General features: G+C 61.6%; 25 protein-coding genes. 5 read left to right on the top strand and 20 right to left on the bottom strand.

The genetic code is table 11. The annotated features are described in order from the left end of the window. Positions 1-71 precede the first annotated feature (71 nt). Positions 72-1,262: an osmoprotectant NAGGN system M42 family peptidase gene (locus tag LOY70_RS08455; protein WP_025212540.1), complete on the top strand. Its 1,191-nt coding sequence runs from the start codon at positions 72-74 to the stop codon at positions 1,260-1,262. A 218-nt stretch (positions 1,263-1,480) separates the two neighbouring features. Beyond that, positions 1,481-1,708, top strand: coding sequence for a YheU family protein (locus LOY70_RS08450; protein ID WP_025212539.1), 228 nt, complete (start codon positions 1,481-1,483; stop codon positions 1,706-1,708). Here LOY70_RS08450 and csrA read toward each other — a convergent pair. From csrA to LOY70_RS08435, 3 genes are all read right to left on the bottom strand, one after another. Next, positions 1,697-1,897, bottom strand: a complete 201-nt coding sequence (gene csrA, locus LOY70_RS08445) for a carbon storage regulator CsrA (RefSeq protein ID WP_265035434.1) — start codon at positions 1,895-1,897, stop codon at positions 1,697-1,699. The two genes, LOY70_RS08450 and csrA, sit on opposite strands and share 12 nt — an antisense overlap. Before the next feature lie 149 nt (positions 1,898-2,046). After that, positions 2,047-2,379 carry a YnfA family protein gene (locus LOY70_RS08440; RefSeq protein ID WP_265035433.1) on the bottom strand — a complete coding sequence of 111 codons (333 nt, stop codon included), beginning with the start codon at positions 2,377-2,379 and terminating at the stop codon, positions 2,047-2,049. A 57-nt stretch (positions 2,380-2,436) separates the two neighbouring features. Next, positions 2,437-3,252, bottom strand: a complete 816-nt coding sequence (locus LOY70_RS08435; RefSeq protein WP_265035431.1) for an SDR family oxidoreductase — start codon at positions 3,250-3,252, stop codon at positions 2,437-2,439. Positions 3,253-3,573: 321 nt separating this feature from the next. On the opposite strand from LOY70_RS08435, the gene LOY70_RS08430 reads away from it, so the two are divergent. Next, positions 3,574-3,726, top strand: coding sequence for a DUF3309 family protein (locus LOY70_RS08430; RefSeq protein WP_003183939.1), 153 nt, complete (start codon positions 3,574-3,576; stop codon positions 3,724-3,726). Positions 3,727-3,788: 62 nt separating this feature from the next. Here LOY70_RS08430 and LOY70_RS08425 read toward each other — a convergent pair whose 3' ends face one another. From LOY70_RS08425 to ccmA, 12 genes are all read right to left on the bottom strand, one after another. After that, positions 3,789-5,882: an LTA synthase family protein gene (locus tag LOY70_RS08425; RefSeq protein ID WP_265035422.1), complete on the bottom strand. Its 2,094-nt coding sequence runs from the start codon at positions 5,880-5,882 to the stop codon at positions 3,789-3,791. A gap of 292 nt (positions 5,883-6,174) precedes the next feature. Further along, positions 6,175-7,050, bottom strand: coding sequence for a polyamine aminopropyltransferase (speE, locus tag LOY70_RS08420; protein WP_025212534.1), 876 nt, complete (start codon positions 7,048-7,050; stop codon positions 6,175-6,177). A 233-nt stretch (positions 7,051-7,283) separates the two neighbouring features. Next, the gene (locus LOY70_RS08415; protein WP_265035419.1) at positions 7,284-7,691 is read right to left on the bottom strand and encodes a hypothetical protein; all 408 of its coding nucleotides are present in this window, start codon (positions 7,689-7,691) and stop codon (positions 7,284-7,286) included. A 14-nt stretch (positions 7,692-7,705) separates the two neighbouring features. Next, positions 7,706-8,908 carry a c-type cytochrome biogenesis protein CcmI gene (gene ccmI / locus LOY70_RS08410; protein ID WP_265035417.1) on the bottom strand — a complete coding sequence of 401 codons (1,203 nt, stop codon included), beginning with the start codon at positions 8,906-8,908 and terminating at the stop codon, positions 7,706-7,708. Then, entirely contained in the window at positions 8,901-9,374 is a 474-nt protein-coding gene (locus LOY70_RS08405) for a cytochrome c-type biogenesis protein (RefSeq protein WP_265035415.1), read from the bottom strand. The genes ccmI and LOY70_RS08405 overlap by 8 nt, the downstream gene beginning before the upstream one ends. Continuing rightward, positions 9,371-9,907 (bottom strand): DsbE family thiol:disulfide interchange protein, encoded by a 537-nt coding sequence (locus tag LOY70_RS08400; protein WP_123342145.1) that lies wholly within the window; start codon positions 9,905-9,907, stop codon positions 9,371-9,373. The genes LOY70_RS08405 and LOY70_RS08400 overlap by 4 nt, the downstream gene beginning before the upstream one ends. Further along, positions 9,904-11,892 (bottom strand): heme lyase CcmF/NrfE family subunit, encoded by a 1,989-nt coding sequence (locus LOY70_RS08395; RefSeq protein WP_265035412.1) that lies wholly within the window; start codon positions 11,890-11,892, stop codon positions 9,904-9,906. Before LOY70_RS08395 ends, LOY70_RS08400 begins: the two co-directional genes overlap by 4 nt. Positions 11,893-11,895: 3 nt before the next feature. Continuing rightward, positions 11,896-12,351, bottom strand: coding sequence for a cytochrome c maturation protein CcmE (ccmE, locus tag LOY70_RS08390; RefSeq protein WP_265035410.1), 456 nt, complete (start codon positions 12,349-12,351; stop codon positions 11,896-11,898). Further along, positions 12,348-12,524 (bottom strand): heme exporter protein CcmD, encoded by a 177-nt coding sequence (gene ccmD / locus LOY70_RS08385; RefSeq protein WP_025212528.1) that lies wholly within the window; start codon positions 12,522-12,524, stop codon positions 12,348-12,350. Before ccmD ends, ccmE begins: the two co-directional genes overlap by 4 nt. After that, a complete protein-coding gene (locus tag LOY70_RS08380) occupies positions 12,521-13,276 on the bottom strand; it encodes a heme ABC transporter permease (RefSeq protein WP_265035408.1) in 756 nt (251 codons plus the stop codon). Before LOY70_RS08380 ends, ccmD begins: the two co-directional genes overlap by 4 nt. A gap of 94 nt (positions 13,277-13,370) precedes the next feature. Next, a complete protein-coding gene (gene ccmB / locus LOY70_RS08375) occupies positions 13,371-14,039 on the bottom strand; it encodes a heme exporter protein CcmB (protein ID WP_123342149.1) in 669 nt (222 codons plus the stop codon). After that, complete coding sequence (ccmA, locus tag LOY70_RS08370) at positions 14,036-14,671, bottom strand: cytochrome c biogenesis heme-transporting ATPase CcmA (protein WP_123342150.1); 636 nt, start codon at positions 14,669-14,671, stop codon at positions 14,036-14,038. Before ccmA ends, ccmB begins: the two co-directional genes overlap by 4 nt. A 198-nt stretch (positions 14,672-14,869) precedes the next feature. Here ccmA and LOY70_RS08365 point away from each other — a divergent pair, with 198 nt between their 5' ends. Further along, positions 14,870-16,441, top strand: coding sequence for a flagellar hook-length control protein FliK (locus tag LOY70_RS08365; RefSeq protein WP_265035405.1), 1,572 nt, complete (start codon positions 14,870-14,872; stop codon positions 16,439-16,441). Next, the gene (locus tag LOY70_RS08360) at positions 16,438-16,767 is read left to right on the top strand and encodes an EscU/YscU/HrcU family type III secretion system export apparatus switch protein (RefSeq protein WP_265035403.1); all 330 of its coding nucleotides are present in this window, start codon (positions 16,438-16,440) and stop codon (positions 16,765-16,767) included. The genes LOY70_RS08365 and LOY70_RS08360 overlap by 4 nt, the downstream gene beginning before the upstream one ends. Positions 16,768-17,008: 241 nt before the next feature. Here LOY70_RS08360 and LOY70_RS08350 read toward each other — a convergent pair whose 3' ends face one another. The 5 genes from LOY70_RS08350 to motD form a co-directional block, all read right to left on the bottom strand. Then, positions 17,009-17,404: a DUF2802 domain-containing protein gene (locus tag LOY70_RS08350; protein ID WP_123342153.1), complete on the bottom strand. Its 396-nt coding sequence runs from the start codon at positions 17,402-17,404 to the stop codon at positions 17,009-17,011. A gap of 1 nt (position 17,405) precedes the next feature. Further along, on the bottom strand, positions 17,406-17,891 hold the full coding sequence (locus LOY70_RS08345) for a chemotaxis protein CheW (protein ID WP_003183968.1): 486 nt from the start codon (positions 17,889-17,891) through the stop codon (positions 17,406-17,408). Positions 17,892-17,963: 72 nt separating this feature from the next. Next, positions 17,964-18,836, bottom strand: a complete 873-nt coding sequence (locus LOY70_RS08340; protein ID WP_265035399.1) for a CheW domain-containing protein — start codon at positions 18,834-18,836, stop codon at positions 17,964-17,966. A gap of 96 nt (positions 18,837-18,932) precedes the next feature. Next, positions 18,933-19,724, bottom strand: a complete 792-nt coding sequence (locus LOY70_RS08335; protein WP_265035397.1) for a ParA family protein — start codon at positions 19,722-19,724, stop codon at positions 18,933-18,935. A gap of 49 nt (positions 19,725-19,773) precedes the next feature. Next, entirely contained in the window at positions 19,774-20,658 is an 885-nt protein-coding gene (motD, locus tag LOY70_RS08330) for a flagellar motor protein MotD (RefSeq protein ID WP_265035396.1), read from the bottom strand. Between the last annotated feature and the right edge of the window lie 9 nt (positions 20,659-20,667).

Here is a 20,667-nt window from a genome sequence, read left to right as displayed (position 1 = left end):
GTTCCAACGTCGGTCACTCCCCCTTTTCTCTCATCGAAACCATCGATGTGCTCAACCCATCAGGAGTTTCCATGATCAGCAAAATCCCCGAACCGAATCTCGAATACCTGCAAAAAGTCCTGCTGGAAATGCTCGCCATTCCCAGCCCTACCGGCTTCACCGACACCATCGTGCGCTACGTCGCCGAGCGGCTCGAAGAGCTGGGCATTCCTTTCGAAATGACCCGGCGCGGCACGATCCGCGCCACCCTCAAGGGCCGCAAGAGCAGCCCCGACCGGGCCGTGTCGGCCCACTTGGACACCATCGGCGCCTCCGTGCGGGCCATCAAGGACAACGGTCGCCTGACCCTGGCCCCGGTGGGTTGCTGGTCCAGCCGGTTTGCCGAGGGCAGCCGGGTCAGCCTGTTCACCGACACCGGGGTGATTCGTGGCAGCGTCCTGCCGTTGATGGCTTCCGGGCACGCGTTCAACACCGCGGTGGATGAAATGCCCATCAGTTGGGACCACATCGAACTGCGCCTGGACGCTTACTGCGCCACCCGCGCCGATTGCGAAACCCTGGGTGTCGGCATCGGCGATTACGTGGCCTTCGATCCCTTGCCGGAGTTCACCGAGAGCGGCCACATCAGCGCCCGGCACCTGGACGACAAGGCTGGGGTCGCGGCGCTGCTGGCGGCGCTCAAGGCGATTGTCGACAGCGGCGAAGAGCTGCTGATCGACTGTCACCCGTTGTTCACCATCACCGAGGAAACCGGCAGTGGTGCGGCAGCTGCGCTGCCTTGGGACGTCAGTGAGTTCGTCGGCATCGACATCGCGCCTGTCGCACCCGGCCAGCACTCAAGCGAACACACGGTCAGCGTGGCCATGCAGGACTCCGGCGGCCCCTACGACTATCACCTGTCGCGGCACTTGCTGAAGTTGGCCAAGGAGAACGATCTGCCGGCCCGCCGCGACCTGTTCCGCTACTACTTCAGCGACGCCCATTCGGCCGTCACCGCCGGTCACGACATCCGCACCGCCCTGCTCGCCTTTGGCTGCGACGCCACCCACGGCTACGAACGCACCCACATCGACAGCCTGGCCGCCCTCAGCCGCCTGCTCGGCGCCTACATCCTCAGCCCACCCGTGTTCGCCAGCGACGCACAACCAGCCCAGGGTTCGCTGGACCGCTTCAGTCACCAGATCGAACATGACACGCAGATGGAAAGCGATACCCGGGTGCCGTCGGTGGACAGCTTGATTGGGCAACGGTCGGATAGCTGATTCAGCTAACAACATGGTTCGCGCGGGCGTATCGCAATCCAACTGTGGGAGCGGGCTTGCTCGCGAAGGCGTCGGCACATGCGGCATTGATACAAACTGGCCCACCGCTTTCGCGAGCAAGCCCGCTCCCACAAGGATTTGCAGTGAGCGAAAACCACAGGCTAGCCGCAAAAGCCCATTGGCCGTAGCATCTCGCTATTGTCTAGCCGAGGTACACCATGCTGATCCCCCACGACCAACTCGAAGTCGACACGCTCACCCGCCTGATCGAGGATTTCGTGACCCGTGACGGCACCGACAATGGTGACGACACGCCCCTGGAAACGCGGGTATTGCGAGTCAGGCAGGCCTTGACCAAGGGCCAGGCGTTGATCGTCTTCGACCCCGACAGCGAGCAGTGTCAACTGATGCTCAAGCACGATGTGCCCAAGCATCTATTCGACTGAACACGCCTTGCGAGCGGCCTGGGCCCTTTTTTTCTGGATCTTTTCGTAGATTTCGGAGCGATGGACGTCGATATGCCGAGGTGCCTCCACACCAAAGCGCACGGTGCTGCCGCTGACCGACAGCACCCGGACGGAAATATCATCGCCGATGGAAATCAACTCGCCCACTGCACGGCTTAGTACAAGCATGGTTCTTATCCTTAAGATTGTCTGGACCTTGACCATGCCCGGCCTGTTTCGTGTTCTCAAGGCAGGCGCAAGAATTCAGTAAGCCCCTACAACCAAAGCTCTGGCGACTGAAGGAAACTTCCTGCAAAACCTTGTCGAAGCGCTTTTTTTCAAGAGGCCGAGAACCGCGGGCCGAACAGAATCACACTGGCCCCCAGCACACAGAGCGCGACACCGATCCAGTCGGAACCCAGCGGTCGCACACGTTCAACCACGGCCAGCCAACCGATCGAAGCAATGATATAGATGCCACCGTAGGCGGCGTAGGCGCGACCGGCGTAGGTGGCTTCGATACGAGTCAGCAACAGCGCGAACAGCGTGAGGCTAAGCAGCGCCGGGGCGATCCACCAGGCGCTCTTGCCCTGGCGCAGCCACATCCAGAAGGCATAGCAACCGGCGATTTCAAATAGCGCGGCGAGTAAGAACCACAGGTAATTGAGCATGGGAAGGTCCATCAGGAAGGCCGAGTGGCGCCATCCTGAGGACACCGGGCATCCAGGTCAACTCGGGTTCTGTCGAGCCTTGGCGCGCATCTTGTCGGCCATGACGGTCATTTCGTCATACAGCAACTGCGGGTTCTTTTGCTTGAGGGCCCAGGCCATCCGGCCCTGCTCATGGGGCAGGATCATGAACTGGCCTTCGGCGACCTGCCGGTAGATGTAGTCGGCAATGTCGGCGGCGCTGATCGGTGAGCTTTCCAGCAATTTGCCCACTTGGGCTTTCATGGCTGGGGTCGGGCCACGGAACGAGTCCAGCAGATTGGTCTGGAAGAACGACGGGCATACCACGTGAACGCCGATCTCCTGCTGTGCCAGCTCGACCAGGAGGCTTTCCGACAAGGCGACGACACCAGCCTTGGCCACGTTGTAGTTGCTCATGGCCGGCCCCTGCATCAGGGCTGCCATAGAGGCGATATTGATGATCTTGCCCCGGCTTTTTTCCAACAGCGGCAAGAACGCCTTGCAGCCCTTGACCACGCCCATCAGGTTGATCGCAATCTGCCAGTCCCAATCTTCCAGGGAGAGTTCGCTGAAAAACCCGCCCGAAGCCACGCCGGCATTGTTGACGATAATGTCGATGCCGCCAAACTTCTCTTCACAGGCTTGGGCGAACGCAGTCAGTTGGCTGTAGTCGCGCACATCGCAACGCTGGACGAAGCCCTCGCCTCCGGCTTCACGCACCAACTTGAGGGTTTCCTTAAGGCCAGGCTCGCTGACATCCGACAGGGCCAGGCGCCAACCTTCACGGGCCCAGCGCAGCGCGATTTCGCGACCCAGGCCTGAGCCGGCACCGGTGATCATCATGCGATTTTGCATAGGAAACAGCCTTGTTGTTCCGGGAGAGATGGACCGAGTGTAGCGAAGGACCTGGCCGGACCCACGCTCCATCAGAATGCTGAATGGCGGGGGCAAACCGTAGGAAGTTTTGATTGAGAAATGCTTTGTGTGGGTCATGCCTGACGGGGGAAATACCCTCGTCACAAACCGCGATAAGCAGGTGCCTCTTCAAGTACTAAAAAACTTTGAATTTTTTACAGGACGTTACGGTCGGACATATTAAGCCGCCCGGATTTAACGCATGCGTGCTGGTAGTTGAAAGTTGCATCACTCCAGAACTGACCAATAAGGAAATCAACAATGGGCACAATACTTATCATCATCCTGATCCTCCTGCTGATCGGTGGTCTTCCGGTCTTCCCGCACTCCAGAAGTTGGGGTTACGGTCCGTCCGGTATCATTGGTGTAGTGTTGGTGGTGCTGTTGGTCCTGCTATTACTGGGCAAGATATAAACCACTAGGCGAGCAAAAAAAAAGAGGCCTCTTCAGGCCTCTTTTTTCATGCTCGCCGAGCCTCAGTCCGGCTTGCCGTCAACCACGCCAGCGGTGTTGTCCAACAGGCTTTTGGTGGCGGTCTGCAGGAATGATTCCAGCTTGAGTTTCATCTGTGCGGTGTCCGGCGCATCCGGGATGATTTCCGCACGCGGGTTGGCACCCAACTCATAGCGATACATCTTCGGCGCCATTTCCTTTTCCTTCGGCAGGACCAGGATCTTGTCGTCGCGAATGATCGCCGTCGTCTGTTCACTGCCCGACGGCTTGATCACGCCAAAACCGGTATCGCCTTCCGGCAGGTTCAACAGATCACGCCCCCAGCACTGGTTGCGCACTTGCCCACCGACCCGGCCCATGATGGTCGGTACGATATCGACTTGAGTGCCCACGGTGTGGCTGCGTTGGCCGAACTTTTCCTGGATACCCGGGCCGATCAACAGCATCGGCACGTTGAAACGGCCCAGGTCCATTTCGGTGATCTGACGTTCGTTGCCAAAGCCATGATCGCCGACCACGACAAACAGCGTTTCCTTGAAGTAAGGCTCCTTGCGGGCCTTCTCGAAGAACTGGCCCAGTGCCCAATCGGCGTAGCGCATGGCGGTCAGGTGTTCGTTCAGGCTGCCACGGTCGGTGACCCGCTCCACTGGCAACGGCGTCGGCAACGCATAAGGCGTGTGGTTGGACAGGGTTTGCAGCAAGGCATAGAACGGCTTGCCATTTTCCCGCGCCTTGAGCTCGATCAGGCCACGGTCGAACATGTCCTGGTCGGACACACCCCAGGTGGGGTCGGAAAACACCGGGTTCACGAAGTCGTTACGCCCGATGAAGTTGGTCATGCCCTGGCTGCTGAAGAACCCCGACTGGTTGTCCCAGGCGAAATCGCCGTTGTAGACATACACGTCATCAAAGCCGCGTGGACTGAGCAATTGCGGCAGGCCCGACAGCTTGTGGCTGCCTTCCGGGGTCTGCATCAGGTATTCGAAACCCGGCAGGTTCGGGAAGCACGCCATGGTGGCGAACATGCCTTGGTGGGTGTGGGTGCCGTTGGAGAAGAAGCGGTCGAACAGCAGCCCTTCCTTGGACAGCTTGTCCAGGTAAGGCGTGATGTTGCCAGGCGCACCCAAGGCGCCCACCGAGTGACCGGCCATGCTTTCCATGAGGATCACGACCACGTTCTTGATGGGCAGGGTCTTGTCGGCCGGCGGCGTGTAGTCGCGGCGTACGGCGGCAGTCTCGGCGTCCACCAGTTTGTCGTCGGGCATCACCAGCATGTCGCGCACGGTCTGCTGTGCCAGCGGCTGCTCGAGGGTGGCTTTCCAGATGTTGTCACGGTCTTCGGACATCCGGCTCTTGGCCGCCGCCACCAGCGACAACGTACCGTTGAGCCCCAACTGGTTAGCGAAGTTCGAATCGGTGGTGTAGACGTCACCCCAGCGCAGGGGCGGCCCTTGGCGCAGGGTGCCACGGGCAGCGGCCACTGCGACCAGCAGGCAAACCATGAACACCGCGACACGGCCGTACCACGGGGCGATCTGGCGCGTGCCGATGGTGCCACCGCTGAAAGGCCCACGTGGGCGAGTAGCGCGGTCGGCGCCCTTGAACGCCAGGCTCAGGATGAGCGTACCGCCGACCCAGGCCAGCAGGTAACGCACCACCGGGAAACCGTACCAGAGCATGCTCATCACGGTTTTCGGGTCTTCCTTCACATACTGGAAGACCAGACCGTTGAGGCGCTGGTGAAATTCACGGTAGAAGTCCATCTCCATCAGGCCCAGGAACAGCGCGATGCTGGAGGTGACGGTCAGCCAGAAACGAAAGAAACCACGGGCCGCCATGGCCCGGGCGCTGAACAATGCCAGTAGCAACGGAATGCTGAGGTAGACCACCAGGCGCAAGTCGAAACGCAGGCCGTTGGCGAACGCTTCAATGAAGGTCGCGGCCGGGGTATCCAGGATCATTTCGCGGTTATAGACCAGCAGCGCCACGCGCAGCAGGCTGAACATGACCATCATCACCAGGGCACAAAGCAACGTGTAGGCCAGGTGCGATTTGACGGTCGGCTGCAGCAAGCGATGCGTGGTGCGCTGCTGACTCAGGGCGTCAGGAATTGCCATGTCGATTGAGGACCTATTGGAGTTTAAGTGACAAAAAGAACAACGGCGCCCCCTCTGTTGGCCAGTGCCGGCCCCGGGGCTTGCGCGAGTGCGCAAATGTTGCACGAACGGCTAAGGCATTGCCATTAAATAACCGCCGGCGATAGAGCGCGGGAGATTGTCCGCAAGATTTTGTGAAAAATTTGTCCAATGAACATCTGGAAACACAAAAGTACCGCTATTACAGCCGAGCACTGTGGTGGCTAGGAAGCTTGTTCCCTAGCCACCACAGCTTCCTTGCCACATCGCAAAGTCAGTCGTTACTTGGCTTGTTGATCGCCTGCAACACGTACTGCGGCATGGCGAACGCGCCGATGTGTACCTCGGGGTTGTAGTAACGGGTGACGATGCCGCTGCCGATGAACCGCTCGCGCAGGGTTTCGCGGGACAGCTTGCGATAGGCCGTGTCGGTCGAACCCCAGGCGAAGGTCATGGCGCCGCCGATGTAGGTCGGCACGGCGGCCTGGTAGAAGTGCCAGTCGGCAAACAGGCCACGCAGGCGCCCGGCAGTGGTCTGTACTTCGCCCAGTTGCATGAACGGCGTGCCGTTCTGGGTCACCAGGATGCCGCCTTCGTTCAGGCAACGATGGCAGGCCTGGTAGAAGTTTTCCGAGAACAGCACTTCACCCGGGCCGATCGGGTCGGTGGAGTCGGAAATGATGACGTCGAATTTCTCCTGGGTGGTGGAGACGAACCGCATGCCGTCGTCGATCACCAGGTTCAGGCGCGGGTCGTCGTAGGCCCCCTTGGAATGGTTGGGCAAGAACGTTTTGCACATATCCACCACGGTGCCGTCGATTTCCACCATGGTGATGTGCTCGACGCCGACGTGTTTGGTCACTTCACGCAGCATGCCGCCGTCGCCGCCACCGATGATCAGCACCCGCTTGGCCGCGCCGTGGGCGAGGATGGGCACGTGGGTCAGCATCTCGTGGTAGATGAACTCGTCGGCTTCGGTGGTCTGGATCACGCCGTCCAGCGCCATCACCCGGCCCATGCGCGGGTTCTCGAAGATCACCAGGTGCTGGTGCTCGGTGCGCACTTCGTGCAGCAGCTTGTCCATCCGAAAACGCTGGCCGTAGCCTTCGTAGAGGGTTTCCAGGTAGTCGCCGGTCGGGGTAGTCGTCATGGTCAGGTGCTCCGATAAATACGCGGTTGGCCGATGAAGGCTCGCAAAGGCGCGCATTCTACGACGACGGACATGACAGGTCGAACCTTGAAAGCCCCGAAGTCTGATCGTTCCCACGCTCCTGCGTGGGAATGTATCCATTGACGCTCTGCGTCATGGGACGCGGAGCGTCCCCGGCGGCGTTCCCACGCGGAGCCTGGGAACGATCATCGTCTGTATGAATCACGCCATCCTCAATGAAACTGCCGCCCCAACCCACCCGGTACACCTTCGATGGTGGTTTCTTCCCACGGACCGTTCGGGCTGACAGAGCGGCTCCAGCCGTTGTTCCAACGGTAGTAGGTGCGCTGGCGATAGAAGGTGTTGGGCTGGTTATCCAGCACATAGACCCCTAGCTTGGCATCCCAGTGGCTGTTGCCACCCGGCGGCGGGGCGAAACTGGCAGAAGTGCGAGGTACCGGCTTGGCCGGTTTGTTCGGGGTAACAGGCTTGCCCGGTGGGGTCGATGGGGCCGGCTTGGTGGCCGGGCCCGAAGGTGGAATGGGTGGCAGCGGCGCCGAAGGCTCCGGCGGGCGCTGGACCGCACAAGCGCTCAAGCCCAGGACGAGGGTGAGCAGGGTGATACGAGCGATGGCGGTCATGGGGCGAATTCCTGTTATTTGTCCGGGCTGTCGATGGTCAGTTGTTGCTGCGCCGTGGTGCTGCTCGCCAGGGGCTGGCTGCGGCCGATCCACTCGCCGGCGGTCGGTTGACCGGCCCGCGAGATGCGCGCCACCAGTTGGACTTCAGGGAAGTTCGACAGTTTCAGCTGCGGCATCATCGCGTCCGCATCGCCCAGCTCGACAGTGACCGGCAAGTCGGCGACGGTCATGCGCTTGGCCGCCAGCGGCGCGGGAGGACCGGACGCGGCGCGGGCGAAGATGAACACCGTGTCGCCCGGCTGCACCTTGTCCTTGAGGGCCGGCGCCAACTCGACGCGCACCTTGAGCAGCGCCGCAGCCTTGGCCGCCGGGGCCTGGGCGACCTTGCCACCGCTGGCTTGAAGCTTCTCGGTGGCACGAGCAATGCCACCTTGCAGCGCCTCACGGGACTTGTCGCCCTCCGGCAGTTGCGCCAACAGGCGTCCCCAATAATCGATCGCTTCCTGGTAGCGTTGGCCTTCGAACGCGGCGATCCCCAACAGGCCGAGGCTGGTGACTTCCTTGGGATCGAGTTTCAGCGCTTCGTCGGTCAAGGCCTGGACCTTGTCCGACCATTTCTTGCCATCGCCGAAATACTGCGCCTGGGCCCACTGCCCCAGCAGCTCGGGTTGTCGACCGGCCACCGCGACGGTGCGCTCGAAGATCTTCGCCGCATCCGCGGGGCGATCCTGGGCCATGTAGGTGCGGCCAAGGAAATACAGCCCCTCGGCGTTATCCGGCTGCGCCGCCACCGCCCGTTCCAGGCGCTGGGTCATTTCCTCCATCGACTGCGGCGCCTGGGCAAATTCGCGGGTCAGTTCAACCTTGTCGCTGGCACCAAAATGTAGATACAGCCCCAGGCCCAACAAGGGCACCAGCACAGCGGCGAGCAACGGCAACGGCTTGCCCAGCCGCGATTCCCGTGGCACATCGGCGCCCTCGGTGTCCGCGAGCAGTTCACGGGCGGCTTCAGCACGACCGGTATCCAGTTGCCCCGCGTTGAGCACGCCCTCCTCCCGCTCGGCCTGCAACTCGGCGACGCGTTCCTCATACAACGCCACGTTGAGCGCGGTACGGTCCTCCTCCAGTTGGGCGCGACGACCGCGCAGTACAGGGATCAACAGAAAACTCAGGGCAATCAGAAGAAGCAGACCTGCGGCGAGCCAGAAATCAATCATGCTTGGTTTTATCCAACAGTTGGTCGAGGCGCTGGCGCTCTTCGACAGAAAGCGTATCCGGGGCCGCTGTGCGCTGGACCCGGCGGCGGCGCACGATCACCGCGATGACAACGAAACCACCGAGCAACAGCCCGGCGGGACCGAACCAGAGCAGCGCGGTCTTGGAGGACAGCGCCGGGTTGTAGCGCACGAACTCACCGTAGCGATCCACCATGAAATCGATGATCTGCTGGTTGTCCTTGCCCTCGCCGAGCATGCGGAAGATCTCCTTGCGCAGGTCGGCGGCAATCGGCGCGTTGGAGTCGGCGATGTCCTGGTTCTGGCACTTGGGGCAGCGCAGTTCCTTGGTCAACTCGCGAAACCGCTCGCGCTCGCCGTCGTTGGCGAATTCGTAGGTGTCGATGGCAGCGTGAGCGATACCGACGAGGCTCAAGCCGAGGATGGCGGCCGCTAACCAGCGCTTCATGGCTTGGCCTCGTCCACCAGTGCCTGGTATTTGGCGGCCAGTTTCTCGCGCCAGACCTGCTCGTCGATCACGCCGACGAACTTGTCGCGAATAATGCCCTTGGCGTCGATGAAGAACGTTTCCGGCGCGCCATAGACACCCAGGTTCAGGCCCAGGGAGCCCTCTTCATCGCGAATGTCCAGTTGATACGGATTGTGGAACTCGGCCAGCCACTTCAAGGCGTCGGCGTTGACGTCCTTGTAATTGACGCCGTAGATCACCACGCCGTTCTGGGCCAGTTTATTCAGCACCGGGTGCTCGACCCGGCAGGAAATGCACCAGGTGCCCCACACGTTGACCAGCGCCGGCTTACCCAACAGGTCGGCACGGGTCAGGGTTTTGTCGCCTTGCACCGAAAGCAGGGAAAACTCCGGGAACGGCTTGCCGATCATCGCCGATGGCAGCTCGCTCGGGTTCAGGTAAAGCCCACGGTACAAAAACACCGCCAGCAACAGAAACAGTGCCAGCGGCACCAGCATCAACCAACGCTTCATGCAGCGGCTCCCGTCATGCCCAGGGTCTCACGCACCCGGGTTTTCACCTTGACTCGATAGCGCCGATCCAGCGCCGCCAACACCCCACCCAGGCCGGTGAGCAGGCCACCGAACCAGATCCAGCGCACGAACGGCTTGACGTGAACCCGCACCGCCCACGCACCGTCGCCCAGGGACTCACCCAACGCCACGTAGAGGTCGCGGGTGAAACCGGCATCGATCCCGGCTTCGGTCATCACCGAGTTCTGTACGGTGTAGAGGCGTTTTTCCGGGTGCAATACGGTCACTTCCCGGCCGTCGCGAATGACCCGCACGGTGCCTTTGTCGGAGGTGAAGTTCGGGCCTTCAAAATGTTTGGCGCCCTCGAAAACGAACTGATAGCCACCCAGGTCCATGGACTCCCCCGGCGCCAGGCGCAGGTCGCGCTCGGCGCTGTTCTGGCTCGACAGCACCACGCCCAGGGCGCAGACGGCGATGCCCAGGTGGGCGATCTGCATGCCCCAGTAGCTGCGGGTCAGGGTTGGCAGGCCTTTGATCAGGCCTTTGTGGCGGGTTTTGTCGAAGATGTCCCGTACGCCGGCCAGCAACACCCAGGCCGCCAGCGCGAACGTTGCCAGCACCGCCCAGTTGAAATCGCCATAGGCCACGCCGGCCACCACGGCCAGGGCGGCGGTGCCCAACAGCACCGGGGTCAGCATGCCCAGCAACCACTTGACCGGAGTGTCTTTCCAGCGCACCAGCATACCAACGGCCATCACTACCATCAGGATCGCCATCAGTGGGATGAACAACGCATTGAAGTACGGCGGGCCAACCGACAGCTTGGCCCCGGACAGCGCGTCGAGCACCAGCGGGTAGAGCGTGCCCAGCAGAATCATCGACGCGGCCACCACCAGCACCAGGTTATTGCCCAGCAGCAGGGTTTCCCGGGACCAGAGGTTGAAGCCGACCTGGCTTTTCACCACCGGCGCTCGCAGGGCGAACAACGTCAGCGAACCGCCGACGACGAACAGCAGGAACATCAGGATGAACACGCCGCGCTCAGGGTCCGAGGCGAAAGCATGCACCGACGTCAGCACGCCGGAACGCACCAGGAAGGTTCCCAACAGGCTCAGGGAGAACGCCGCGATAGCCAGCAATACGGTCCAGCTCTTGAACACCCCACGTTTTTCCGTGACCGCCAGGGAGTGAATCAACGCAGTGCCCACCAACCAGGGCATGAACGAGGCGTTTTCCACCGGGTCCCAGAACCACCAGCCGCCCCAGCCGAGTTCGTAATAGGCCCACCACGAACCGAGGGTGATGCCGATGCCCAGGAAGGCCCAGGCGACGATGGTCCATGGCCGCGACCAACGTGCCCACGCGGCATCGAGACGGCCGCCCAGCAACGCGGCGATGGCAAAGGAGAAGGCCACGGAGAAGCCGACGTAGCCCATGTAGAGCATCGGTGGGTGAACGATCAGGCCGATGTCCTGCAACAATGGATTGAGGTCGCGGCCGTCCATCGGCATCTGCGGCAGGATGCGCTTGAACGGGTTGGAGGTGACGATCAAAAACAGCAGGAAACCGGTGCTGATCATGCCCATCACCGCCAGCACCCGAGCCAGCATCACCTGAGGCAACTGCCGGGAAAACACCGAGACCGCGAAGGTCCAGCCGGCGAGGATCAACGCCCAGAGCAACAGCGAGCCTTCATGGGCGCCCCACACCGCGCTGAACTTGTAGTACCAGGGCAAGGCGCTGTTGGAGTTGCTGGCGACGTACTCGACGGAAAAATCATCGGCCATGAAGGCGTAGGTCAGGCAACCGAAGGCAAACAGCATAAAGGCGAACTGCCCCCACGCCGCGGGCTGGGCCAGGCTCATCCACAAACGGTCGCCGCGCCAGGCACCCAGCAACGGCACCACGGCCTGCACCAGGGAAAAGCACAAGGCCAGGATCATCGCCAGGTGGCCCAACTCGGGAATAAAAATACCAGCAGTCATCGATCAACCCTCCTTCGCGGGAGCGGGCGCCGACTGGCCGCTGTCTTTCAAGGCCTTGGTCACTTCCGGCGGCATGTATTTTTCGTCGTGCTTGGCCAGCACTTCATCGGCCACCACCACGCCGTCGGCATTGAGCTTGCCCAGGGCGACGATGCCCTGTCCTTCACGGAACAGATCCGGGAGGATGCCGCGATAGCTGATGGTCACAGTCTTGCTGAAATCGGTGACGTTGAATTTCACGTCCAGGGAATCCCCGGACCGCACTAGCGAGCCCTTCTCCACCATGCCACCGGCGCGGATGCGGGTGTCCTTGGGCGCTTCGCCATTGGCGATCTGGGTCGGGGTGTAAAACAGGTTGATGTTCTGCTGCAGGGCGCTCAGGGCCAGGCCGACCGCGGCACCGACACCCACCAGGATCGCAAGAATGATGACTAGACGTTTTTTGCGCAGCGGATTCACTGACCGTTCTCCCGGCGCAGACGACGCGCCTCTTGTTGCAGATACCGCTTGCGGGCCACGATCGGCACCGCCACGTTGAGGGCCAGCACCGCCAGGCAAATGCCATAGGCTGACCAGACATACAGGCCATGATGACCCATGGCGAGGAAATCGCCGAATGAAGCGAAACTCATCGAGCGACCTCCAGGCTGTTCCGTATTTCGGCCTTGACCCAGCTGGCCCGGGATTCGCGCTTGAGCACTTCCAGGCGCATGCGCAGCAATAGCACCGCGCCGAAGAAACAGTAGAAGCCGAGTACGGTGAGCAACAGCGGCAGCCACATTTCCACCGGCATCGCCGGTTTTTCCGTGAGGGTGAACGTCGCGCCCTGGTGCAGGGTGTTCCACCATTCCACCGAGTACTTGATGATCGGGATGTTGATCACGCCGACAATCGCCAGCACCGCGCAAGCCTTGGCGGCGCTGTCACGATTACTGATGGCGTTGCCCAGCGCAATAAGACCGAAGTACAGGAACAGCAGGATCAGCATCGACGTCAGTCGGGCATCCCAGACCCACCATGAGCCCCAGGTCGGCTTGCCCCAGATCGCGCCGGTGACCAGCGCTACGGCGGTCATCCAGGCACCGATGGGGGCGGCGCATTGCAGGGCCACGTCAGCCAGCTTCATCTTCCACACCAACCCGACCACACCGCACACGGCCAGCATCACGTAGATGGACTGGGCCAGCATCGCCGTGGGAACGTGTATGTAAATGATGCGAAAGCTGTTGCCTTGCTGGTAGTCCGGCGGCGCGAAGGCCAGGCCCCAGACCACGCCGGCGCCAATCAGCAGCAGTGCGAAGAGGCTCAACCAGGGCAGCATCTTGCCGCTGATGCCGTAGAACCACTTGGGTGAGCCGAGCTTATGAAACCAGGTCCAGTTCATTGCTGTTTCCATCACGGTTGCGGCTCGCCATCACGAACCGCCGGGTCTGCCTTTACTTCTAAAGAAGTGGTCAGTTTTTGACCAGGCGTCATTATTATTCGCCGACGCTGATCTTCAGGCCAGCGGCTATTGCAAAGGGTGTCAGGGTTATCGCCAGGGCGGTCAGGCTGCCAAGCCACAGGAGATAACCGGTTGCCGGCATGCCTTGCAATGCCGCCTGCAAGGCGCCGCTGCCGAGGATCAACACCGGGATATACAACGGCAGAATCAGCAGGGCCAGCAACAGGCCGCCGCGCTTCAACCCCACCGTCAACGCCGCGCCCACCGCACCGAGCAAGCTCAGCACCGGCGTGCCCAGCAGCAACGACACCAGCAGCACCGGCATGCACGCGCCGGGCAAGCCCAGCATCATTGCCAGCAGTGGCGAGAGCAGCACCAGCGCCAGTCCGGAAAAAACCCAGTGTGCCAGTACCTTGGCCAAAACCAGAAGGGCCAAGGGGTGCGACGAAAGGACCCACTGTTCCAGGGAACCGTCTTCGAAATCACTGCGGAAAAGCCCGTCCAGCGAGAGCAGGACCGATAAAAGCGCCGCCACCCAGACCAGCCCTGGCGACAAGGTTTGCAACAATTGAGTCTCAGGACCGACCGCCAGCGGGAACAGCGCAATGACGATCGAGAAGAACACCAGCGGGTTGGCCAGTTCGGCCGGGCGACGAAACAACAGGCGCGCCTCGCGGGCAAGCAACAGGCCAAACACACTCATACGGCCCAGTTCCCCAGATCAATGTTGCGATAACCGGACGGCATCCGGGCCAGCGTGTGGTGGGTGGTCAACAGCACCATACCGCCCTTTTCGCAGTGGCGGGCCAAGTGTTCTTCAAGTTGGGCCACACCCTGCTTGTCCAGGGCGGTAAATGGCTCATCGAGAATCCACAGCGGCGGGCTGTCCAGGTACAACCGGGCCAGGGCCACACGACGCTGCTGACCGGCGGACAGGGTGTGGCAGGGCACGTCTTCGAAACCACGCAGGCCCACAGTCGCCAACGCCTGCCAGATCGCCTCGCGCCCGACCGGCCGATGCAGCGCACAGAGCCAACTGAGGTTTTCTTCGGGAGTCAACAAATCCTTGATACCGGCGGCATGACCGATCCAGAGCAGGTTGCGGGCCAGTTCGCTGCGCTGGCTCTGCAAGGGCTGGCCATTGAGCAGCACCTGGCCAGCGGTTGGTTGCATCAACCCGGCCACCAAGCGCAACAGGCTGGTCTTGCCGCTGCCGTTGGGGCCGCTGATCTGCACCATATCGCCACTGGAGAGTCTCAATTCGAGATGTTCGAAAAGCAGCCGCAAGTCTCGCTCACAGGCGAGGCCAACGGTTTGCAGGAGAGGACTGGTCAAGGGATCGCGGGCCTTATACGGTTCAAGTCGGCGGTGCAGCGGCCGTTAAAGAGGTGCAGCATAGATGCTTTGACGACCTGTTCCACAGAGCTGCGTCAAACAATTGCAAGGTTTTCGCCACTCCCGGAAAGACGGGCGGCATTATACATGTGATGCCCTACTCTAAAGAGGGCTTATTTCCGAAGGTTAGTACCGTAGATGACAGGCGACATGAACATTGCGCCGCTGCCCCAGGCCACGGCAACGACTCGTATGCCCGCGGTCACCGGCGAGCTGCTCAAGCTGCTGACGCCGGTCGAAGGCCTGATCGGCTCCGGCCAGACCGCCCAGGCTGAAGTGCTGTCGCTCAAGCAAGCCGACCAGACCTTCCAGTTGTTGCTCAAGGTCACCCTGGAGAGCGGCCGCCAGACCACCGTGCAGGCCACCAGCACCCAGCCGTTGCCACAAGGCACCAGCCTGGCCGTGACCCAACCGTCCGCCAGCAACCTGGCCGTCACCGTGCAACAGGCCGTCGCCTCCAGCGTCGCCACCCTGACCCGGATCGACACCGCACAGTTGCCGGTCGGCACCCTGCTGCAAGGCAAGGTGCTGACCAGCCAGGCCCTGCCGCAGTTGCCGGGGCAGCCGGCGGTGTATCGCTCGTTGGTGAGTCTGCTCAACACCGCCCAGGCCGGCAGCACCCTGGACATCGACAGCCCGCAACCGCTGCGCATCGGCACGCTGTTGAGTGCCCAGGTGCAAGATGCCCAGACCTTGAAATTCATTCCCCTGAGCAACCGCCAGGAACAGTTGGCGGTGAGCCAGCAGTTGGTCACGCAAATGAGCCGACAGGGCTCGCTGGAAAGCCTGATCACCGTCCTGCAAAACCTGCCGACTACCGACGAAACCGGCGCCGAACTGCGCGCAGCGGTGACGCGCCTGCTGGCGGGCCTGCCGGATGTCCAGCAACTGAGCACGCCCAAGGGGTTGGCCCAGGCCATGATCGCCAGCGGCGCGTTTCTGGAAAGCAAATTGCTGGCTGGGCAGCCGCCGGGCCCGGCACCGGACATGAAAGGCGACCTGCTGAAACTGATCGCCCAATTGACGCCGGCCCTGCCCGCGTCCACCAACCTCACCGCCATTATCGCCGCCAACACCTTGGCCCAGGTGCTGCCCAGTTTTGTACGTAACGCCTTGGGCACCCTCGGCCAGGTCAGCGCCAAGCCACAACCCACCGGTTTCCCCCTGCCCTCGCGCCTGTTGAAGGGCCAGGACGAAGAAGGCGATCTGGAACACCTGCTACGCCTGGCGGCGGCGGCCGTGTCGCGCCTGCAAAGCCATCAGCTGTCGAGCCTGGAACAGACCGGCCTGACCGACGACGGTCGGCTGATGAGCACGTGGCAACTGGAAATCCCAATGCGTAACCTGCAGGACATCGTGCCCTTGCAGGTCAAGTTCCAGCGCGAGGAAACCCCGCCTCGGGAACAGCCACACGAACGCCGGGAAGAACGCGAGCCGAAGCAGCAACTCTGGCGGGTCGAGCTGGCATTCGACATGGAGCCGCTGGGGCCGCTACAAATTCAGGCGCAACTGCTCAGCGGCAGCCTGTCGAGCCAGTTGTGGGCCGAACGGCCGTACACGGCGAGCCTGATCGAAAGCAACCTGACAGCGCTGCGTGAACGCCTCGTGACTTGTGGCCTGAACGTCGGCGACCTGGACTGCCACCTCGGCACCCCGCCCCAAGGCCCCAAGACTCGCCTGGAACAACGCTGGGTGGATGAAACCGCATGAGCACCGACACCCAAGCCCGCCAAGCCATCGCCCTCAAGTACGACGGCCACCACGCCCCGACCCTCACCGCCAAGGGCGACGAAGCCCTGGCCGAGGAGATCCTGCGGATCGCCCGGGAAAACGAAGTGCCAATTTATGAAAACGCGGAGTTGGTGAAGCTGCTGGCCCGAATGGAATTGGGCGACAGTATTCCGGAGGAGCTGTACCGCACGATCGCCGAGATCATTGCCTTCGCGTGGAACCTCAAGGGCAAATTCCCTCAGGGGTATGACCCGGATGCAGCGAGTGTCGAGAAGGATGTGACCGACCGCGGCGACGATTACTGATCTGTGGCGAGGGGATTTATCCCCGTTGGGTTGCGCAGCGACCCCATTTTTAGGCGGCTGCTGCGCACCCGAGCGGGGATAAATCCCCTCGCCACAGGGGCTGGGCTGGAAAGATTGGTTCGCCAGAAAAACCTGTGGGAGCGAGCTTGCTCGCGAAGGCGGGCGCACAGTCAACACCTTCGTTGACTGTCACACCGCTATCGCGAGCAAGCTCGCTCCCACAGGATTCAGGCAAAAGCGCTTAGCCGCCCTTGTGCAACTTACTCATCAACTCCGCCTCGGCCTGGGTCAAGCCACAGGCTTGGGTCAGTTCGTCGACGCTGGCGCCCATCCCAACCAGGCGGGCGGCCTGGGCGAAGGACAAGGTGGAGGGGTCACGCTGTTCCAGTTGACCCAGTTTGTCCGGCAACGGCGCGACCACGGCACGCAGCTCATGGATGGCTTCGCCCATGCGCACGGTGCCGTTCTGGTAATCGTCAACGCGTTTGGCCAGGTCCCTGATGCGCTGATCGCGCAGCGCATCACCCTGGGCCTGCTGGGCGGCGATCTGCCGCTGGCCGCGTACATAGGTCACAAACATCGCCAGCGTGCCTGCCCAAAAAAGGAACAGGACAATGACTGCTACCTCAAGAATCAAATCAGATACTCTCCAGTTCCGACCACTCTTCTTCGCTCATCATTTTTTCCAATTCGACCAGGATCAGCAACTCATTGTTCTTGTTGCAGACGCCCTGGATGAACTTGGCCGACTCTTCGTTCCCGACGTTAGGCGCGGTTTCGATTTCCGACTGACGCAAGTAAACCACTTCGGCAACGCTGTCGACGAGGATACCGACCACTTGCTTGTCGGCTTCGATGATCACGATACGGGTGTTGTCGTTGACCTCGGTGGAGCTCAGGCCAAAACGCTGGCGCGTATCGATCACCGTCACCACGTTACCACGCAGGTTGATGATGCCCAGCACGTAGCTGGGGGCACCCGGTACCGGGGCGATCTCGGTATAGCGCAGCACTTCCTGAACGCGCATCACGTTGATGCCGTAGGTTTCGTTATCGAGTTTGAAGGTTACCCATTGCAAAATCGGATCTTCGGAACCCTTGAGAGACGACGCCTTATCATTCATACCCTGACCCCTCGAATAACCGCCTGTGGCGGCGTGTGTTCTGTCCCGTGACGTTGTACGCCACCGGTTGTCTTATTTCGGTTTCTGGACCGGCTTGGTGCCGCCCAGGTGTCTTGCCCCGCCGCTGGCGATCAACTCGGCCAGCTCGGACACGTCCAGCAAGGCGCACATGTGTTCGATCACCGTACCGGCCAGCCATGGCCGTTGCCCTCGATGGCTGCGCCATTTGATTTCGTTCGGGTCCAGGCGCAACGAGCGACTGACCTGATGCACCGCCAAACCCCATTCGTAACCTTGCACCGAAATCACGTACTGCAGGCCCTGGCGAAAATCATCGCGATAACGGTCCGGCATGACCCAACGCGCGGTATCCAGCACCTTCAGGTTGCCGGCCTGGCTCGGCAGGATCCCGAGGAACCATTCCGGCTGGCCGAACAACGGCGTCAATTCCTGCCCGGCCAGGGAATAAATCGATCCCAGGCATACCAGCGGCACCGCCAGGGTCAACCCGGCCACATCGAACAACAAACACTCGAACGGTTCGGCGGCCCAGGCAGGCCGGTCATCGGTCGGCACCGGCGGCGGCGTGTTGCTGGGCGGTAGGTGGATCTCCACCACCGGCGTCACCAGACCTTGCAGCAACGGTGCAACGGTCGAGACCGGCGCCAGGATCGGCGCAGGTGCTTCCATCACCGCCACCTGAGGCCTGCTCAACGGTGCCTCGATCGCTGCGGCCAGCACTGACTTCTGTGCATCACGGGCCTGCTCTTCGAGCACGGCCGCCTGAAATTCATCCAGCACACCTTCGGCTTCAACGCTCTCGGGCAACGCCTCGATCACGCTCGGTTCCGGTGGCAGTTCTTCGGTCGCTTCCTGCAACAGCCCGTCCAGGTAGGACTGCAAGGCCATTTGCGGACGCGAGGTTGTCTTGATCGGGCGGCTCATAGGAACACTGCGCCGCTTAAAGAGGTTATCGGCATGAATGCGGTAGGACTTGAGCGCTCGCAAGCAAGCGCAATGCCTGTGGGAAACCTCGTCACCTTAAGCCACCTGCTGTGAAACAAGCTGTTGGGCCAGCAGGTGCTTGAGCAGCGCCCGGTAGGCCAGCACACCACGGCTCTTGCCGTCGAATTGCGAAGGAGTCAAACCGGCGCGACTGGCGTCCCGCAGTCGGGTATCGACGGGAATGTAGCCTTGCCAAATGTCATCCGGGTACTTGTCCCGCAGCACGCGCAGGGTGCCCAGGGAGGCTTGGGTACGACGGTCGAACAGGGTCGGCACGATGCTGAAGGCCAGCGATTGCTTGCGCGAGCGATTGACCATCGCCAGGGTATTGACCATGCGTTCCAGGCCCTTGACCGCCAGGTGCTCGGTCTGTACCGGGATCACCAGTTGCTGGCTGGCCGCCAAGGCGTTGACCATCAGCAAACCGAGCAGCGGCGGGCTGTCGATGATCGCGTAATCGAAATCCTGCCACAGCTGCGCCAGACTCTTGGCGATGACCAGCCCCAGGCCACTCTGTCCCGGCGACTGCCGCTCCAGGGTGGCCAGGGCTGTGCTCGACGGCAACAGGGAAATCCGCTCGTCGCTGGTGGACAACAGCAATTGCCCCGGCAGGCCTTCGGGCACGACGCCCTTGTGCAGGAACAAGTCGTAGTTGCTGTGCTCCAGGCTGTCGGGATCGTAACCAAAATAGCTGGTCATCGAACCGTGGGGGTCCAGATCGACCATGACCACGCGCTTGCCCGCCTCGGCCAGCAATCCGGCTAAAGCGATGGAAGAGGTGGTTTTACCCACACCCCCTTTTTGATTGGCGACTGCCCAGACTCTCATTCGGATCGTTCCTCCCGGTCGAAACAGACTCGACCGAGAAATAGCTCGGTTATAAAGCGGGTGACGGAGAATTGACGGCACTCTGTCGTCCCGGCGGCTTGACCGAGGTCGGTGCAGTTTGTGTGCCAGCCCGCTTCAAGGCGGCATCCGGTTTTGCATTGGCCGTGCCGGTAGCAGTCAGGCTGCGGCGAACATCGAGGTTTCTCGACACCACCAACACCACGCGACGGTTGCGCGCACGCCCCTCGGCCGTGGCGTTATTGGCCACCGGCTGGAACTCGCCATAGCCCACCGACGCCAGGCGACCCGGGTTCACCCCCTGCATCGCCAGCATCCGCACGATGCTCGCCGAACGGGCCGAGGACAGCTCCCAGTTGGTCGGATACTGCGCGGTGCGGATGGGTTGGTCGTCAGTGAAGCCTTCGACATGGATCGGGTTGTCGAACGGCTTCAGGATCGCCGCCACCTTATCGATGATGTTGAACGCCATGTCGCTGGGCATGGCATCGCCGCTGCCGAACAACAGGCTGGAGTTGAGTTCGATCTCGACCCACAACTCATTGCCGCGCACCGTCATCTGGTTGGAGCTGATCAGGTCGCCGAACGCCGCACTGATGTCGTCGGCGATGCTTTTCAGCGGATCGCTACCGCCCGCGATACCGGCATCAACCTGCTCGGCATCCCTGACCAACGGCTTGGCTGGCGTCGTGGTCTTGGGCCGTTCATCGCCGATAGGGATGGGCTTGAGGGCGCGGTCGGAGTCGGTAAACACACCGATCAGCGCCTCGGAAATCACCTTGTATTTACCTTCGTTGACCGACGAGATCGAATACATGACCACGAAGAAGGCGAACAACAGAGTGATGAAGTCGGCGTAGGAAACGAGCCAGCGTTCATGGTTGACGTGTTCTTCACGATGCCTGCGACGTGCCATGTTCCATAT

Source organism: Pseudomonas sp. B21-054 (genome assembly GCF_026016345.1).
Classification (GTDB): Bacteria; Pseudomonadota; Gammaproteobacteria; order Pseudomonadales; family Pseudomonadaceae; genus Aquipseudomonas.
This window is presented reverse-complemented; position numbering and strand designations above follow the sequence as displayed.

What these genes read in the sequence shown, in the direction of transcription:
- LOY70_RS08455 (WP_025212540.1), top strand. Translation starts at nt 72, where the DNA reads ATGATCAGCAAAATCCCCGAACCGAATCTCGAATACCTGCAAAAAGTC.
- LOY70_RS08450 (WP_025212539.1), top strand. Translation starts at nt 1,481, where the DNA reads ATGCTGATCCCCCACGACCAACTCGAAGTCGACACGCTCACCCGCCTG.
- csrA (WP_265035434.1), bottom strand. Translation starts at nt 1,897, where the DNA reads ATGCTTGTACTAAGCCGTGCAGTGGGCGAGTTGATTTCCATCGGCGAT.
- LOY70_RS08440 (WP_265035433.1), bottom strand. Translation starts at nt 2,379, where the DNA reads ATGCTCAATTACCTGTGGTTCTTACTCGCCGCGCTATTTGAAATCGCC.
- LOY70_RS08435 (WP_265035431.1), bottom strand. Translation starts at nt 3,252, where the DNA reads ATGCAAAATCGCATGATGATCACCGGTGCCGGCTCAGGCCTGGGTCGC.
- LOY70_RS08430 (WP_003183939.1), top strand. Translation starts at nt 3,574, where the DNA reads ATGGGCACAATACTTATCATCATCCTGATCCTCCTGCTGATCGGTGGT.
- LOY70_RS08425 (WP_265035422.1), bottom strand. Translation starts at nt 5,882, where the DNA reads ATGGCAATTCCTGACGCCCTGAGTCAGCAGCGCACCACGCATCGCTTG.
- speE (WP_025212534.1), bottom strand. Translation starts at nt 7,050, where the DNA reads ATGACGACTACCCCGACCGGCGACTACCTGGAAACCCTCTACGAAGGC.
- LOY70_RS08415 (WP_265035419.1), bottom strand. Translation starts at nt 7,691, where the DNA reads ATGACCGCCATCGCTCGTATCACCCTGCTCACCCTCGTCCTGGGCTTG.
- ccmI (WP_265035417.1), bottom strand. Translation starts at nt 8,908, where the DNA reads ATGATTGATTTCTGGCTCGCCGCAGGTCTGCTTCTTCTGATTGCCCTG.
- LOY70_RS08405 (WP_265035415.1), bottom strand. Translation starts at nt 9,374, where the DNA reads ATGAAGCGCTGGTTAGCGGCCGCCATCCTCGGCTTGAGCCTCGTCGGT.
- LOY70_RS08400 (WP_123342145.1), bottom strand. Translation starts at nt 9,907, where the DNA reads ATGAAGCGTTGGTTGATGCTGGTGCCGCTGGCACTGTTTCTGTTGCTG.
- LOY70_RS08395 (WP_265035412.1), bottom strand. Translation starts at nt 11,892, where the DNA reads ATGACTGCTGGTATTTTTATTCCCGAGTTGGGCCACCTGGCGATGATC.
- ccmD (WP_025212528.1), bottom strand. Translation starts at nt 12,524, where the DNA reads ATGAGTTTCGCTTCATTCGGCGATTTCCTCGCCATGGGTCATCATGGC.
- LOY70_RS08380 (WP_265035408.1), bottom strand. Translation starts at nt 13,276, where the DNA reads ATGAACTGGACCTGGTTTCATAAGCTCGGCTCACCCAAGTGGTTCTAC.
- ccmB (WP_123342149.1), bottom strand. Translation starts at nt 14,039, where the DNA reads ATGAGTGTGTTTGGCCTGTTGCTTGCCCGCGAGGCGCGCCTGTTGTTT.
- LOY70_RS08365 (WP_265035405.1), top strand. Translation starts at nt 14,870, where the DNA reads ATGACAGGCGACATGAACATTGCGCCGCTGCCCCAGGCCACGGCAACG.
- LOY70_RS08360 (WP_265035403.1), top strand. Translation starts at nt 16,438, where the DNA reads ATGAGCACCGACACCCAAGCCCGCCAAGCCATCGCCCTCAAGTACGAC.
- LOY70_RS08345 (WP_003183968.1), bottom strand. Translation starts at nt 17,891, where the DNA reads ATGAATGATAAGGCGTCGTCTCTCAAGGGTTCCGAAGATCCGATTTTG.
- LOY70_RS08340 (WP_265035399.1), bottom strand. Translation starts at nt 18,836, where the DNA reads ATGAGCCGCCCGATCAAGACAACCTCGCGTCCGCAAATGGCCTTGCAG.
- LOY70_RS08335 (WP_265035397.1), bottom strand. Translation starts at nt 19,724, where the DNA reads ATGAGAGTCTGGGCAGTCGCCAATCAAAAAGGGGGTGTGGGTAAAACC.
- motD (WP_265035396.1), bottom strand. Translation starts at nt 20,658, where the DNA reads ATGGCACGTCGCAGGCATCGTGAAGAACACGTCAACCATGAACGCTGG.